The organism is Saccharopolyspora sp. NFXS83, from assembly GCF_026241095.1.
GTDB lineage: Bacteria > Actinomycetota > Actinomycetes > Mycobacteriales > Pseudonocardiaceae > Saccharopolyspora_C.
Window position 1 is genome coordinate 42,373 of the sequence record NZ_JAPFGB010000011.1, and the last position, 13,757, is coordinate 56,129.

The 13,757-nt window shown below is 71.6% G+C and carries 13 protein-coding genes; 6 read left to right on the forward strand and 7 right to left on the reverse strand.

The window, feature by feature from the left end; genetic code table 11:
- Nucleotides 1-109 precede the first annotated feature (109 nt).
- The 5 genes from OOZ19_RS14380 to OOZ19_RS14400 all read left to right on the forward strand — a co-directional run bounded on the left by OOZ19_RS14380 (nt 110) and on the right by OOZ19_RS14400 (nt 3,781).
- Entirely contained in the window at nt 110-556 is a 447-nt protein-coding gene (locus OOZ19_RS14380; protein WP_266090599.1) for an HIT family protein, read from the forward strand.
- A 95-nt stretch (nt 557-651) separates the two neighbouring features.
- A complete protein-coding gene (locus OOZ19_RS14385; RefSeq protein ID WP_266090600.1) occupies nt 652-1,056 on the forward strand; it encodes a DoxX family protein in 405 nt (134 codons plus the stop codon).
- A gap of 362 nt (nt 1,057-1,418) precedes the next feature.
- Nucleotides 1,419-1,856: a hypothetical protein gene (locus tag OOZ19_RS14390; RefSeq protein ID WP_266090601.1), complete on the forward strand. Its 438-nt coding sequence runs from the start codon at nt 1,419-1,421 to the stop codon at nt 1,854-1,856.
- A 114-nt stretch (nt 1,857-1,970) separates the two neighbouring features.
- The gene (locus OOZ19_RS14395) at nt 1,971-3,125 is read left to right on the forward strand and encodes a sensor histidine kinase (RefSeq protein ID WP_266090602.1); all 1,155 of its coding nucleotides are present in this window, start codon (nt 1,971-1,973) and stop codon (nt 3,123-3,125) included.
- Nucleotides 3,122-3,781, forward strand: a complete 660-nt coding sequence (locus OOZ19_RS14400) for a response regulator (RefSeq protein WP_266090603.1) — start codon at nt 3,122-3,124, stop codon at nt 3,779-3,781. The genes OOZ19_RS14395 and OOZ19_RS14400 overlap by 4 nt, the downstream gene beginning before the upstream one ends.
- Before the next feature lie 13 nt (nt 3,782-3,794).
- Here OOZ19_RS14400 and OOZ19_RS14405 read toward each other — a convergent pair whose 3' ends face one another.
- The gene (locus tag OOZ19_RS14405) at nt 3,795-4,709 is read right to left on the reverse strand and encodes an alpha/beta fold hydrolase (RefSeq protein WP_266090604.1); all 915 of its coding nucleotides are present in this window, start codon (nt 4,707-4,709) and stop codon (nt 3,795-3,797) included.
- Nucleotides 4,710-5,293: 584 nt separating this feature from the next.
- Nucleotides 5,294-6,157 carry a CPBP family intramembrane glutamic endopeptidase gene (locus tag OOZ19_RS14410; protein ID WP_266090605.1) on the reverse strand — a complete coding sequence of 288 codons (864 nt, stop codon included), beginning with the start codon at nt 6,155-6,157 and terminating at the stop codon, nt 5,294-5,296.
- A 62-nt stretch (nt 6,158-6,219) separates the two neighbouring features.
- On the opposite strand from OOZ19_RS14410, the gene OOZ19_RS14415 reads away from it, so the two are divergent.
- Complete coding sequence (locus OOZ19_RS14415) at nt 6,220-6,894, forward strand: TetR/AcrR family transcriptional regulator (RefSeq protein ID WP_266090606.1); 675 nt, start codon at nt 6,220-6,222, stop codon at nt 6,892-6,894.
- Nucleotides 6,895-6,912: 18 nt separating this feature from the next.
- Here the strand turns inward: OOZ19_RS14415 and OOZ19_RS14420 are convergent, their stop codons facing one another.
- The 5 genes from OOZ19_RS14420 to OOZ19_RS14440 form a co-directional block, all read right to left on the reverse strand.
- On the reverse strand, nt 6,913-7,965 hold the full coding sequence (locus OOZ19_RS14420; RefSeq protein ID WP_266090607.1) for a DUF418 domain-containing protein: 1,053 nt from the start codon (nt 7,963-7,965) through the stop codon (nt 6,913-6,915).
- A gap of 474 nt (nt 7,966-8,439) precedes the next feature.
- Entirely contained in the window at nt 8,440-10,428 is a 1,989-nt protein-coding gene (locus OOZ19_RS14425; RefSeq protein ID WP_266090608.1) for a GNAT family N-acetyltransferase, read from the reverse strand.
- Nucleotides 10,418-10,969, reverse strand: a complete 552-nt coding sequence (locus tag OOZ19_RS14430; RefSeq protein WP_266090609.1) for a P-loop NTPase family protein — start codon at nt 10,967-10,969, stop codon at nt 10,418-10,420. Before OOZ19_RS14430 ends, OOZ19_RS14425 begins: the two co-directional genes overlap by 11 nt.
- Nucleotides 10,966-11,658, reverse strand: coding sequence for a class I SAM-dependent methyltransferase (locus OOZ19_RS14435; protein WP_266090610.1), 693 nt, complete (start codon nt 11,656-11,658; stop codon nt 10,966-10,968). The genes OOZ19_RS14430 and OOZ19_RS14435 overlap by 4 nt, the downstream gene beginning before the upstream one ends.
- Before the next feature lie 243 nt (nt 11,659-11,901).
- A complete protein-coding gene (locus tag OOZ19_RS14440; RefSeq protein ID WP_266090611.1) occupies nt 11,902-13,749 on the reverse strand; it encodes a B12-binding domain-containing radical SAM protein in 1,848 nt (615 codons plus the stop codon).
- Nucleotides 13,750-13,757 lie beyond the last annotated feature (8 nt).

Consider the following 13,757-nt stretch of genomic DNA (forward strand, 5'->3'; position numbering starts at 1 on the left):
CGAGTTGAGCGTGCCGCGACGGCACGGCCTCTAATCGCGGCGACGAGCAGTGGAGGGAGGCGGGATGCCGCTCCCGCCCGCACCCCGCCATGAGAAGGCCGTGCCGCCAATGACCGAGAACTACGACCCCGAGAACCCCTTCGCGAAGATCATCCGCGGTGCGGAGCCCGCGCACGTCGTCCACGAAGACGAGGAGGTCCTCGCCTTCCTCGACGTCTTCCCCCAGTCGCCGGGGCATGTGCTGGTCATCCCGAAGAGCGGTCGGCCGAGGACCCTGCTGGACGCGACCCCCGGGCAACTCGCCGCGGTCGTGCACGTGGTGCAGCGCCTCGCTCGTGCCCTCGCCGACGAGCTCCGCCCCGCGGGCGTGCAGGTCGTCCAGTTCAACGAGGCGGCTGCGGGGCAGACCGTCTTCCACCTGCACTTCCACGTGATCCCCCGGTACGGCGCCGATGAGCTCCTCCCGCACGCCGGCGTCCGCGCGGACGCCGAGCAGCTCGGGGTGCTCCAGCAGCGGATCCGCAGCCGCCTGGCGGAGCAGCGCCCTCCCGCCTGATGTCCACCTGTCCCACGAGCTCGGCACGCCGAGCCACTCGCACCCATCGAGCACGGCGACCGGTTCGCGGTCGCCACGGAATGAACGGAACCGCCATGACCACGACATCGCCCGCCCCCCGGAGTCGCCCGGCCGCCGCCACCGCCGCCCTGTGGGTGCTGCAAGTGCTGCTGGCCATCGTGTTCGCGCTGATCGCGCTGCCGAAGATGCTGGGAAATCCGATCGCCGTCGATCCGTTCGACCTGATCGGACTCGGCATCCCGGGCATGGTGGTCGTCGGCTGGCTCGAGTTCGCCGGGGCGATCGCGCTGCTCGTGCCGCGCCTGTGCGGGCTCGCCTCGGCATGCCAGGTCCCCCTCATGATCGGTGCGACGGTCCTGACCGCCGTCCAGGACCCGGAGCTGGTCGCCATCCCGGCGATCACGCTCGTCGTGGTGTGCGTCGTCGCCTGGCTCCGCAGGCACGACACCGCCGCGCTGGTCGGGCTGCTGCGCCGCTGACGGGGCATCGCCTCGGAGGAGGGCCGCGAGCGCGATGTCGTCGGGTCGGCCGAGCCGGTCAGGTCGGGAGCGGTGAGCCCGGCCGAGTCGCTGCAGGTGGCGGTCGCCCGGGGGCGAAGGCCGGGCGGTCGGCGGCTCCGCTGACGAGAACGGTCGCAAGGCGCAGTCCGAGGTCGGCGGCAGTCAGTGCTCTCTCGCCGTGACCTGCTGAAGTCGTGTCTATGCAGGTCATGGCGCCGTCGACGATCAAGAAAGCACTTGCTAAATGGAAAGTTAGCGGGTAGTTTTCCCACGGGCGGTACAAGAGCCCGTGGCGGGCACCGAGCTCGCCGCCGAGATGACGATCACGCGGGAGTTTCGAGATGCGGACGCAGTCGGTGCACGACGAGATCGCTGAACGCCGCCCACCGGCGTCGAGCGGGGATGCGAAACCGAACTGGTTGCTGCGGGTGTTCGGGGCAGTCGTCCTGGGGGTCGGTGCCGGTACGGATCTCCGCCCGGATCTGAGCACGCAGCTGACCTACGTCCTGGTCGCGAGCGTGGTGATCCTCGTAGTGCTGCCGCGCTGGAAGGGCTTCGCCGCCGCGCGGGGAGGCGGGCGCTCGATCACCACGCGGTCGGTCGGGGTGGGAATGCTCAACTTGGTGCTGGGGCGGCTCGTGACGTTCGGCTTGCTGATCGGATACGTGGTGGCGAGGGTGCTGCTGGGCGCCTGGGAAGTACCGATGCCAGCGACCATCGCGAGCGCGTTGATCGTCGTGACGATGCCGCTCTGGCGCCGGGTCGCGATTCGTGGCTGAGGGCCGCGAACCGGATCAGGCGCGGTGAAGGGCGGATCCGGTCCGGCGGCGTGGCGGCTCGGCCCAGCGCCGCGGACGTGCCGGGGCCACCGCCGCTACCGCTAATCTTTCGCCATGATCAAGGTGCGGCGCGTCCGGGCGTGGTGGCTCCGGCGGCCCGTGGTGGCCCGGGACTTCCCGCTCGCGCTGCTGCTGATCGTCGCGTCGTTCCTGCCGGTGTTCCGCGGGCAGGAGACGCAGGTCGGGGATCTGCCGGGGCGGCCGTTCGACGCGTTCGCCGCGGTGGCGCTCGCCCTCGAATGCTTCCCGCTGGCCTGGCGCAGGCGGTGGCCGGGTGCGTCGCTCGCCCTGGTGGTGCTCGGTTTCCTCCTCGCCGAAGTGGGCAGCTACCACATGGTCGCGGGTACCGCGCTGACGTTCGTGCTGATCAGCGCGGGCACCCACTTGGAACACCACCGGCGCACCGCATGCGTCGTGCTGTCCGCGACGTACGTGGCGCTGGTGGTCGTGCTCGTCCAGCTCGGGGCGCCGGAGCCGTTCGGCGGGTACGTGCTGTTCTACGTGCTGGCGGCCATCGCGTGGGGCATCGGGGCGTGGCTGCGCTCCACTCGCGCGCTGGAGGCCGAACGCCGCCGCCGCGTGGCCGCGGAGACCCGCACCTCCGAACGCGCCCGCATCGCCCGCGAACTGCACGACGTCGTGACCCACCACGTGACGGCGATGGTCGTGCAGGCCGAGGCGGCCCGGTACCTGACGGCCGAGCCGGAGCGCCTCGACCAGACCCTCACCACCGTCACCGATACCGGCAGGAGCGCCATCACCGATCTGCGGCACCTGCTCGAAGTGCTCAACCCCGATCACGACGCCGAGACCAGGGCACCGCACGTCGGCAGGCTCCAGTCGCTGGTGGAGCAGACCCGCCGGGTCGGGCAGCCGGTCGAGTTCACCGAACAGGGCGAGCCTGCGGAGTCGACCGGCAGCGCGGACCTCGTGGCCTACCGGGTCGTGCAGGAATCGCTGACGAACGCCCTCAAGCACGCCCGCGGCAGCCGCACCTCGGTCCAGGTGCGCCACGGCGCTGGGGAGATCGCGGTGCAGGTCAGCACCGACGGTTCCGGGTCTCGGACGGAGCACCCCGGCGGGAGCGGGCGGGGTCTGGCCGGTCTCCGCGAACGCGTCGACGTCCTCGGCGGCGACTTCAGCGCGGGTGCGGGCGCGGGCGGCGACTTCGTCGTGCGGGCCCGCATACCCGAGGGGACCCCGTCGTGAGCGCGCCGATCCGCGTCTTGGTCTGCGACGACCAGGTGCTGGTCCGCACCGGCCTGGTGACGATCATGGACGCGCAGCCCGACATCGAAGTGGCGGGCGAATGCGGGGACGGGAAGTCCGCGGTCGAGCTCGCCGGGCGGCTGCGGCCGGACGTCGTGGTGATGGACGTGCGGATGCCGGTGCTCGACGGCATCGAGGCCACCCGCCTGCTGGCCGGTGCCGGGATCGCGCAGCCGGTCAAGGTGCTCGTGGTGACCACGTTCAACCTGGACGAATACGTCTACGAGGCGCTGCGCGCGGGAGCCAGCGGATTCCTGCTCAAGGACGCGCCGGTGGACCAGCTGCTGAACGGGATCCGGACCGTGTCCACCGGCGCGGCGCTGCTGGCTCCCGAGGTGACGCGCCGGCTCGTGGGCAAGTACGCGGCCCGGATCCGGCCGGTCGACAGCGACCCGCAGGACCTCCCGCTCACCCCACGAGAGCTGGAGGTCCTGCGCCTGGTCGCGGACGGGCTGTCCAACAGCGAGATCGCCGGACGGCTCGTGATCAGCCAGGAGACCGTCAAGACCTTCGTCTCGCGGATCCTCACCAAGCTCGACCTCCGAGACCGGGTCCAAGCGGTCGTCTACGCCTACCGGCACGGCTTGGCGACCTGATCTCGCGGCGTCGTCAGCCGAACAGCTCGTCGTCGGCCGCCCGCGCGACGACGCGGTCGATCGCTCGGACCACGACGCCGGGCTCGTCGAGGTAGATGTAGTGCTCGCTGTTCACGGCGGTGCTCGCCTCGCTGCGGGTGGAGAGCGCGCGCCACTTCTGCTGACCTTCGGCCCAGGCGCGTTCCAGTCCCGGCCCGTACTCGGGGACGGCCGCGAGGTACTGCTTGCCGTGCTGGATCACCTCGACCGGGATGTTCCCGGCGGAGGCCACGTCCCCGTCGGGCATCACGAGCCGCTCCGGGTTCTCCCCGCGGAAGATCGCCAGGCTCTGCTCGCGCAGCTCCGCCGCCGGGCCGGTGGCGCTCGCGGGGATCTCCCGCTCCAGGTCGGCGGACTGCGTCGGGGAAGTGGCGTCCAGCAGGACCAGACCCGCGACCTCGTCCTGGTGTTCGGGGGCGTACCGGGCCGAGATCAGCCCGCCCAGCGAATGCCCGGCCAGCACCACCGGTTCGCCCACGCCGACGCGGTCGATCACGCCGGTCAGCACCTTCCCGCTGTCCTCGAAGGTCTGCGGCCCGTCGGGCCGGTCGCTGGCGCCCGCGCCGAGCCGGTCGTAGGAGCAGGCCCGGCCGTTCTCGCCCAAGGTCCGCTGGAGATCGGCCATCTCGTCCAGCCCGTCACCACCGCCGTGCAGGAGGACGACGACCGGCCTGCCCGGCACCGCGACACCGGAGCAGGACACGTGCACCGACCGGCCGTCCACGTCGAACTCCTTCGTCCCGGTGAACAAGTCGTCGTCGTCGAGCAACGCCGCGGCGCCGGGGACGTTCGACCCCGCTCGCGCGCCGTCGTCGCATCCGGCGAGTCCGGCACCGGCCACGGCGCAGCACAGTGCGATCAAAGCGGACGCCTTGCCAGTGCGGATCATGCTGTCCTCCATGAGAGAAACGCGGGAAAAGCTGAATCACCGGACAGCGCGGCGAAATTCAGCACCACGTTCCTTCGCGAATCCGCGACCTGCGCTGCGGCTGCGCTGAACGCTATGCGCGCAGGCGCCCGAGATCGTCACCGTGCGGTGGACACCTGCGCGTAGCTCGCACGGGGGACGACCCCGGCCGATCGGCCAGGGGCTCGATCAAGCGGTTCCGCTGAGCGCTCTGGAAGGCGGGCGAACTCGGAGTTGCCATCCAGTGCACGAGGTGTGGCCGGGATTTTGTGGTGTGAGGGCTTGTGGTCGTGCACAGGGGTGGGGTGCTGGGTGTGTGCGGCTTCGTTGGGTGCGGGCGCGGTCGGGGCGGCGTGATCTCCGGGGGTGGGAGTGGCGCTGCTTTCGGGTGCCGCCGCGGCCGGGGGTGTGTTTTCCGGTGGTGGCTCAACGAGATCCGACCTTGCCGCACTTCGGGTGGTGCGGCGAATTCCCTGCGATCTCCCGGAACGGGCTGGGATGAGGACCGCTGAACGCGGCACCGGCCCACCAAGCGCTTCCGCCGGGTGGGCCTGAGCGCGGTTCGGTCAGGACTCGGGCTGCTCGGGGGTCTTGCGGCGGGGCAGGCCCAGGCGTCCCTTGGTGAACGCCAGCATGAGGAGGCAGAGCACGGTCATCGCGATCACCGAGTCGACTTCGCCCGTCGAGCCGAGTGCGGCGGCCTTGAGTCCGGTGGCGGTGTTGACGGCGGCGTGGGCGATCACCACAGCGAGCAGGCCTCCCCGCGAGATGTTCCAGACGGCGCCGAAGGAGACGCAGAAGGTGACCACGAGGATCACGTAGATGGGGACCGACATGCCCGCCTGCGAGGTGCCCTGGATGTCCCATAGCGGGGCGTGCCACACGGCCCAGATGATCCCGAGCGCCACGTTCGAGGCGAACGGCGGGAGCGCGGACTGCAGCCGCGGGAGGGCGAAGCCGCGCCAGCCGAGTTCCTCGTTGCCGCCACCGACCAGTGCGATGAACAGGAAGGTCGCGGGCAGGCTCGCCAGCGCGGGTGCCAGCGCTGCCTCGTCGATCCGGGCTCCGTGGAGCAGCACCGGGATCAGCCCGGAGGCGAGGATGAAGGCGCCGGGCAGCAGCGCGACCAGGTAGGGCAGGAACCAGCCCCGCCGGCGTGGGGAGTACCGCCGGAACAATGCGCCGACCCCGGCCTTGCCTTGCGTCGCGGCGGTGACGACCACCGACGCGATCGCCGGGCCGAAGCTGCCGGCGATGACGAACGCCATCGGGTCCACGTCGCGTACCACGGCGCTCATCGCCCAGAGGATCCAGGAGAAGCCGAACGCGATCAGGAAGTACGCGGCGAGGCCGCGGGCCGGGAGGGCCGTTGTGCGGGCCAGGTCGACGGTGTCGGCGGGGCGCTGTTGCGCGTGCTCATCGGTGATCATGACGAGCAACCTACACTGTAGGAGAAAAATCCAACAGTGTAGGTCTCGATTATGCTCGACCCATGTCCGAATCACCGTCCGAGCAGCAGCCGGACAGCGTCTTCTACCGCCCGCAACGCCCGCGCCGCTCGGAGTCATCGCTGAGCCGGGATCGAATCGTCGTCGCGAGCGTCGCGCTGCTCGACCGCGACGGGGCGAGCGCGTTGACCATGCGCAAGGTCGCGGCAGAACTGGGCGTGCACGCGACGAGCCTGTACTGGTACGTGCAACGCCGGGAAGATCTCATCGACCTGGCGGTCGACCACGTGCTGGCCGAGGCGGCGAGCGCGTTGCCCGGGGACGACGTGCCGTGGGACGACGTCGTCTTCCGCGTCGCGAAGCAGTACTACGACTCGTTCGTCGGCCACCCCTGGGCCGCCGGGTTCGCGGGAGCGCGACCGTTGATCGGGCCGAACGCGCTGGCGCTGGCGCAGCGGATCATCACCGCGCTGCGCGAGGCCGGTGGCACCGAGGAGGACCGGGCGATCGCCGCGAGCGCGATTTCCCAGCAGGTCCTCGGGGCGGCCACGACCGCCGCCGTCGTCGGTGGGTTGTCGAACGCGCCCGCCGACGAGCTCTCCGCCGCGGTGGGCGCGCCGGAGACGCTCGGCATCTGGATTCCGCCCTTCGACGACGTGCTGCGACTGCTGGTCGACGCCATCCGGGTCAGGCTCGCCGCGGCGAACCCCCAACGGTGAACAGGGGCGGGTGCGTCGTCAGCTCGCGGGCGCCTGCGCGCGGATCGGCTGCCGGTCCCACCAGGTGATGCAGCGCCACGCCCATTCCAGCGGGCCGTAGCGGAAGCGGGCGAGCCAGAGCCTGCTCCACACCACCTGGACGGCGATGATCCCGACGGCGAACACGAGCATCGTCGCCCAGTCGTCGGATCCCTCCAGGCCGATGAGCCGTCCGACGCTCACCATCAGCAGCGTCGCGGTGACGTAGTTGGTCAGCGCCATCCGGCCCAGCGGTTCCAGGGCGGCCGAGATCGGCTTCCCGGCCCGCGTTCGGACGAGCAGGGCCAATCCGCTGCTGTACGCGGTGGCCATGCACAGCCCGGCGACCACGGTGGTCAGCGCGAAACCGAGGTCCCGCGGGCCGTGGAGCTGGGTCAGCAGCGCGGGGACGGACAGCGCGGCGGACACCGCGAACACGACCACCAGCTGTTTGCGGCGCGCGTGCAGGGTCTGCGGGATCTCGTAGCGGGCGAGGGCGTAGCCGAGCACCAGCGCGCCGGGCACCGGGCTGACCGGGATCAGCAGCGCCACCACCAGGCTCACCCAGCGCGGCGCCCAGCTCAGCGGGAGCAGCAGCACGACACCGAGCACGCCGTAGAACAACAGGTATTCGCCGGGGTGCAGCAACTGGTGCAGGGCGCCGAGCGGAAGCAGGACGGCCAGCCTGCGCGCCAGCAGCAACCGCGGGTGGGGGTGCTTGCGGGCCGCGCGCCGCATGAAGATGCCGAAGCCGATCCCGAACAGCAAGGCGAAGATGACGTTGAAGCGGAACTGGACGAACAAGTCCAGCGCGCGTCGCACCGGCGACTCGACGCCGTCGACCTCGCTCGGCATCTCCAGCACGTGCGGGATGTTGACCAGTAGGATCCCGAACAGCGCGAAGCCGCGCAGCGCGTCCAGCGTCGTGACCCGCTGCCCGGAGGAGCTCCGTCCCGGGACGGCGATGGGCATCGTTTCCTGCGCGTCCGGCCGGGGAATCCGCCGGGTGGCGGCTCGCGGGTCGGCGCCGGCGTGGTGCTGGCTGCCTCGCATCGGATCACTTCTTCGCTGCTCGTGCTCTGGGACGAGGCGCCGCTCGTCCGTCCGGTCACGAGCCAAGTTAGAGATCCGCGGCGGCGGCGTGATCGGCTTCGCGGCCACCCCGCACTACGACTTTCAGGTAGTGCGGTCCGCGCCGTGGCCGGGTGGTCGTGACCTCCCGGTGGCGGCCGGAACGATCAGACCTGTGCGCCGGGTTGCGCTGGGGCTTGGTCGAGAAGTGGCCGCCCGCCGTCGTGGCGGGCGATCGGCGACGACGGTGGCCGGATCACCGTCGGCGCCCGCTTTGGTGCACCAGCGGGACCGCGGCGGCACGTCGGCCCCGAACAGCCCCTCGCACGCTCGATGGAGGCGCAGCCGAACGTCGAGCCGGGAACGTCCTGGAATCCCGCGACCGCTCGGCGAGCGGCGCCGGATAGTCCTCAGTGGACGATCCGGCACCGGGAGGGGAACGGGCCGTTGGCCGTGTCAGGCAGGGTGGTTCTCCGGGAGCCACGCCTCGAAGTCCGCGCCGCCCACGACGAACCGCCCGAACTGCTCGGCGAACTCGTCGACCTTGCGCCGGTTGTGCGCGGCCACCACGTCGGCAGCAGCGGGCAGTGGTTCGCGGACGCCGGCGAACACGCTGTAGAGCGGCACCGGCTGCGCGCCCCGGCCGAGCTTGGCCTCGTAGGTGCCGAGACCCAGGCCGATCTCCGAGATGCCGCGCTCGGCCCCGGTGCGGACCGCCTCGTACATCAGGACCTTGAAGTAGTCCGCCCGGTTCGGCAGGTCGTAGTCGAAGCCCACCACCCGCGAGTAGATCCCGGCGTCGCGGCGGTAGCGCAGGGCGAACGCGGCGGGCCTGCCCTCGTCCTCGACCAGCAGCACCGAGCTGTCGGCCGAGAGGTGCCTGGCCTGCCGGTGGTAGACGTCCAGCGCGCGCTCCAGGCTGTACCAGGTGTGGCCGTACTTCTGCATGAGCGCGTTGTTCAGCGGGGCGATCACGTCGACGACCTCGGCCAGCTCCACCTCGCGGATGGTGCGCCCGCTCTCGGCGAACTCGCGCAGCTCGCGCCGCACCCGGGTGCGGCGGTTGCGCGGGAGGTAGGCCAGGTAGTCGTCGAAGGACCAGTCGGTGCGCAGCACGTTCTCCACGTCCTGCAGCACCACGACCGGCTCGGCGTCGGCGTGCGCGCGGGCCACCTCCAGCGCCTGGTCCAGCGGCAGGAACAGGTAGCTCAGCAGGTCGGCGTCCTGGTCGACGGCCCACGTGAGGGTGTCGGCGGTGAGGGCGTCCACGGCGGCGGCGCGGTCGGCGGCCGGGAGCCCCGGGCGCACGGGCAGCTGGCCGCGGAACTCCGACCAGCCCGCGCCGATCACGTACGGCCGCCGCTCGCAGGCCTGCGCCCGCTCGTCGTCGACGATGCCGTCGAGCAGGAAGGTCGGGGCGTAGAGGCGGTGCGGGGGCTCGGTGAAGGCGTACGTCTCCAGCCCGGCCACCGCGCCCTCCTCATCGGTGGCGATCAGGTGGCGGGCCGTTCCGGTCTCCGGCAGCTCCTCCTCGCGCACTCCCAGCCAACCCGACGCCGAATAGGTGGTGCCCCGCTCGCGGAGGGAATCCCACACCTGCCCCGGAACTTCGGCGGCGCGGTCGTAGGCGGTCAGCTTCATCGGTCGTCCTTCTGGGGTGCGGCGGTGTGTGATCATCAACTCTTCCAGATGGGCCGCGACGCCGTCCTCGTCGTTGCCCCCGATCACCGCGTCGGCGCGGCGCCGCACTTCGGGTGCGGCCCCGGCGACGGCGACGGCGGTGCCCGCCACCTCGAACATGCCCAGGTCGTTGGGGGCGTCGCCGAAGCAGACGGCGCCGCTCGGTGCCGTCCCGCGCCGGGCCAGCACCCACCGCAGCGCGGTCCGCTTGTCCGCGCCGGACGCGGAGAACTCCAGCAGTCCCGTGGTCGAGGAGGTGCAGCCGAGACCGAGTTCGGCGGCCACCTCGCGGCCGATCTCGGGCGGGCAGCCGACGACCATCAGGCACAGCACGCCGAGTCCTGCGGGCACGGCCTCCGCCCGGTGCACCCGGGCCGTCGCGCTGGCCAGGACGTCCGGCCAGCCGGGGGAGAGCACCCGGTCCTCGACCCGGTCCAGCGCCCACACCGCCTCGGGGCACCGGCGGGTCAGCTCGGCGACCGCGGCGGCGGTGAGCTCGGCGGGCATCGCGACGGTGCGCACGATCCGCCCGGATCCGGCGTCGGCGACCACGGCGCCGTTGGAGCAGATCAGGTCGCCCGGTGCCGCGTCCCGGAGCACTTCCCGCGCGCTCCACAGCGGACGGGCGGTGGCGTACACCAGGTGCAGCCGCGCCGCGGCGGCGCGCAGGGCGCGCGCGGAACGCTCGGACAAGGTGCCGTCCGAGCGCAGCAAGGTGCCGTCGAGGTCGGTGGCGACCGCCTCGACGACCGGATCAGCCGACATCGCCGCGGCCGATCCGCCTGGCCAGCTCGGCGGGATCGGTGGTGCGGCTGCGCACCAGCACCGGGCCGGTGCCGTCGAGCTCGTCGAACAGCCGCTGGTTCGTCTCCTCGATGCGCTGCCGCAGCCGCAGCGCGAACCACAGGATCGAGCGCGGGCCGACGACGCTCATGAACGTCTCCCGGTTGCCCGACGCCCACAGCTCCTCCCGGCGCACGTACCTGCCGATCGTGCGGCGCAGCAGCCGCGGCCAGGACACCCGCATCGGCGGGTCGAGCCACACCACGCAGTCCGCCGTGGCGGCGAAGTCGTCCACCGCCACGGCGTACTGCCCGTCCACCACCCAGGTCGGTTCGCGCAGCACTTCGCCGAGTTCCGCGCGCAATTCCGCCGCAGGGCGCGGCGTCCAGTCCCGCTGCCAGTGCAGCCGGTCCAGCTCCACGTGCCGGGCGCCGGCGACGGCCGCGAACTCGGTGGCGAACGTCGTCTTGCCGCTGGCCGAACCGCCGAGCACCCACACCCGGCGCGGTGGTGCCGGTGTCATCCGGCCGCCGCGTGGAAGCGGTGCGCGACGATCGCGGCGTAGCGGTGGTAGTGCCACTGCTCGAACCCGACGTGGCTCTCGCCGTAGATGCCGAGATCCGCGTTCTCGAAGACCTCCCAGCCGTCGCGCGCGACGATGCGCTCCATCTCGTCCAAGCCGGGGTAGTAGCCGCAGGCCCGCTCCTCCGGGTTGAGCCCGATCAGCCAGTCCGCGAAGAAGATCCCGCCCGGCGCGACCATGCCCATGGCGTGGTCGAACAGCGCCTGCAAGGTGTGGTGGCGGTTCGACGGCATCGACCACAGCCCGCTGCCCATGACGAACTGGAAACCGCCGTCGGCGGGCAGCGTCATGTAGTCCTGCTCGACGATGGTGCAGCGGTCCTCCAATCCTTCGTCGGCGAGCCGCTTGCGCAGGCCCACCACCTCGTGGCGACCGTCGACCAGGTGGAGCTCGCCGCCGTCGAGGAACAGCTCGTCGGTCTCCACCCCGACGACCTCCCAGCCCGCGCGCAGCAGCGGCAGCGCGAACTTGCCGTCCGAGGCGCCGAGCACGCACGCCCGCGGGCGCACCTGCTGGGCGTACGCGCCGGTGGGCAGGTAGCGGGACATGGCGGGGAAGTAGGTGAAGTACGGCGCCCAGTAGCTGCCGCGGTCCACTTCCAGCGGCGGGTTCAGGGTTTGTTCCAGCATCGTGGTTCCTCTCGATCTCGGATGACCTGCGTAGCGGGTCGCTCAGCGGAACCTCAGCGGCTTCCTCGCCGCGGGATCGATTTCTGATGCATGTCCGATGCACGGCGAAATCGCTGTCCTCGCGAGGAAGCCGCTGAGAACCCGCCGGTGGTCCTTGTGCTCGAGCTGGTCACTGCTCAGCGGCTCCGCCGCTGACAAGACACTGATCAAGGCCATCGCTCACGGCAAGCGCCACCCCCGCCCTCACGCGGCACCGCTCTCGTCGATGGCGCTGTTGCGCACGTTGCCCCAGCGCCGCTCGGCGGCCTCGTGGATGTACCAGATGTCGTCCTCGGTGAGCAGCTTCGACACCACCTCCGGGTAGGCCTCCTCGAAGAAGGTGTACGGCGGGGTGTTCTCCCGGCGGGAGTGGTAGTCGAGCTTGTCCTGCCCGTGCTCCTGGGCCACGCCGGTGCCCGGGTGGTAGGTGAGGATGTTGGGACTGGCCATGATCAGCAGGTCGTCGTCGATGAGCAGGCCGATCTGCTCGATCGTCTCGGCGATGGTGTCCCGGTCCTCCCCGTCGAGGCCGAACAGCACCGAGCTGCCGACGCGGATGCCGTGGTCGCGGATCGTCTCCAGCGCCGCGCGGACCTTGCCCACCCACGGTTCGGGGTTGCGGCGCAGCAGGTTCTTCTTTACGTGCCGCATGACCTGCTCGGACATCGACTCGATGCCGATGTAGATGTAGGTGCACCCGGCTTCGCGCATCAGGTCCAGCCCGGCGGCCACCTCGTCGCGCTTGGCCTTGTTCAGCACGACGTCCACGGTCAGCTGCGCGCCCCATTCCAGTTCGCGCAGCGGGCGGTGGGATTCCGACAGCGCGAGCAGGTCCCGGCAGAACTCGTTGATCGCCGTCCAGTTGCCGCCCCAGAACACGGGGTCGTCGAAGAACAACGCCTCCGCGCCCCAGTCGGCGAGCGTGCGCACCCGGCGGGCGACCTCCTGCGATTCGGTGATCGCGAACCGGGTGGGCAGCCGCTTCATCGCGCTGCTCTCCGAGCAGAAGGTGCACTTGAACGGGCAGGCGTCCAAGGTCATCATGTGCGCGGTCCGGCTGCCGTGCGGGGACGAACCGGCCTGCTCGAAGACCCCGAACCGGGCGCGGATGGAGAACGCCTCGTACGGCGAGGGCAGCTCCGACCGGCTCAGCGCCCGGCCGCGCACCGGCTGCACCAGCACGTCGCGGGCGCCGAAGCCGACGATGCTGCCGACCCCGGCCAGGTCCGCGCGGGTGGCGGCCAGCGGCGCCAGCGCGTCCATCACCGCGTCGACGCCGGTCCCGGCGAAACCCGGCTCCGCCACCAGCCCGATCGCCTGCAGCAGCAGGTCGAGCAGCGGAGCTCCGTCGCCGGCGACGACGAAGTCCACCACCCGGTCGCTGCGCCCGTCGCGCTGCACCTCCACGGTGCTGCTCCAGGACAGCTGCATGAGGCCGGAGCCGCGTTCCTCCCGGATGGTCTCGTCGGCGTGCCTGCCGCCGAGCACCACCAAGCACTTGGGGACTTCCCGCTTGGCGTCCGCGGCCATCTCCAGCGCGTACCGGTGCGCCGCGGACACGGCGCTGAGCAGCAGCACCTTCGGCCGCAGCGCGCGCAGCTGGGCGAGGAACGCGCCGCGGGCGCTCGCGTCCCAGATGCGCGGGTCGAACACCTTGCCGTCGGTGGTCGGGTTCTCGGCCGCCAGCCCGGTGCGCGGCCCGGACTGGCTGCGCCGGTAGTGCACGTCCGGGTAGTGGCCCCAGTCCGGGTAGACGTCGTCGACGTCCGGCAGCGCGGGCAACCCCGTCGCGCACCGGTGCGCGGACCGTTCGACGGTGCTGATCAGGGCCGAGTACAGGCACATCGGGTCGCCGGGGTAGGCGACCTCGCCGCCCCGGTTGGTGGCTACCGGGACCAGTGCGGCCAGCACCGGGAAGCGCAGCGCCGCCTCCTGGTCGCCGCCCGCGGCGGTGAACTCGTTGCGGCGCAGCCGAAGCCGGTCGGCGAGCCGGTCGTCCGGCTCGGCCGCGACCGGCTCGGGCAGCAGCGGATCGCGCACGACTACGTCCACTTCGGACT

Coding starts and splice junctions, on each gene's coding strand:
- OOZ19_RS14380 (WP_266090599.1), top strand. CDS start 110: ATGACCGAGAACTACGACCCCGAGAACCCCTTCGCGAAGATCATCCGC.
- OOZ19_RS14385 (WP_266090600.1), top strand. CDS start 652: ATGACCACGACATCGCCCGCCCCCCGGAGTCGCCCGGCCGCCGCCACC.
- OOZ19_RS14390 (WP_266090601.1), top strand. CDS start 1,419: ATGCGGACGCAGTCGGTGCACGACGAGATCGCTGAACGCCGCCCACCG.
- OOZ19_RS14395 (WP_266090602.1), top strand. CDS start 1,971: ATGATCAAGGTGCGGCGCGTCCGGGCGTGGTGGCTCCGGCGGCCCGTG.
- OOZ19_RS14405 (WP_266090604.1), bottom strand. CDS start 4,709: ATGATCCGCACTGGCAAGGCGTCCGCTTTGATCGCACTGTGCTGCGCC.
- OOZ19_RS14410 (WP_266090605.1), bottom strand. CDS start 6,157: ATGATCACCGATGAGCACGCGCAACAGCGCCCCGCCGACACCGTCGAC.
- OOZ19_RS14415 (WP_266090606.1), top strand. CDS start 6,220: ATGTCCGAATCACCGTCCGAGCAGCAGCCGGACAGCGTCTTCTACCGC.
- OOZ19_RS14420 (WP_266090607.1), bottom strand. CDS start 7,965: ATGCGAGGCAGCCAGCACCACGCCGGCGCCGACCCGCGAGCCGCCACC.
- OOZ19_RS14425 (WP_266090608.1), bottom strand. CDS start 10,428: ATGTCGGCTGATCCGGTCGTCGAGGCGGTCGCCACCGACCTCGACGGC.
- OOZ19_RS14430 (WP_266090609.1), bottom strand. CDS start 10,969: ATGACACCGGCACCACCGCGCCGGGTGTGGGTGCTCGGCGGTTCGGCC.
- OOZ19_RS14435 (WP_266090610.1), bottom strand. CDS start 11,658: ATGCTGGAACAAACCCTGAACCCGCCGCTGGAAGTGGACCGCGGCAGC.